This is a genomic window from Bartonella tribocorum (assembly GCF_002777915.1).
GTDB classification, from domain to species: Bacteria; Pseudomonadota; Alphaproteobacteria; order Rhizobiales; family Rhizobiaceae; genus Bartonella; species Bartonella tribocorum_A.
Window position 1 is genome coordinate 1 of the sequence record NZ_NJGE01000099.1, and the last position, 545, is coordinate 545.

Here is a 545-nt window from a genome sequence, read left to right on the forward strand (position 1 = left end):
TCATCAAGACCTGTAAAGGCGCTTCCTACATCATTAAAGTCCTTTGACTTCACATGCCCTTCTTCAGAAACCTCCGATAATTTATACGTTGGCTGTGTAAATGCACCATTCGTAAATGCGGAACCTCCACCTAAGTATTTTGCAATATCACCACCAATTGCATTAATCTGGCCACCTGTGATCACATCATGGGAATTTTCAACAATCTTACCATCAGCAACATTGTGGAGAGCGGTGAGAGTTTTATCCTTACCACCAAAAGTGATACTCCCATAATTAATAGCGTCACTTTCATCATCTGCCTTATCATAATGAACAACCACTGAATCATCCGACTGAAGATGATTAATTTGGTTGGTGATCTCATTGGTAATTTTATTCTGGACATTCGTGATAGAAGCACCAACTCCTTCAAAAGCTTCCGCTACATTTTTGTAAGTCTTATTTTCTTCCTTGCCATCGCCTGTAACAGTTTTAACTGTAAACGTTGGATCAATCCATTGACCTTCTTTATAACCAGATCCGCCACCTAAGTAAGTCGCAAC

1 pseudogene is annotated in these 545 nt (G+C 39.8%); it reads right to left on the minus strand.

Annotation, left to right across the window (positions count from 1 at the left end):
- A pseudogene (locus CER18_RS10215) lies at positions 1-545 on the minus strand (hypothetical protein); the annotation flags it as partial.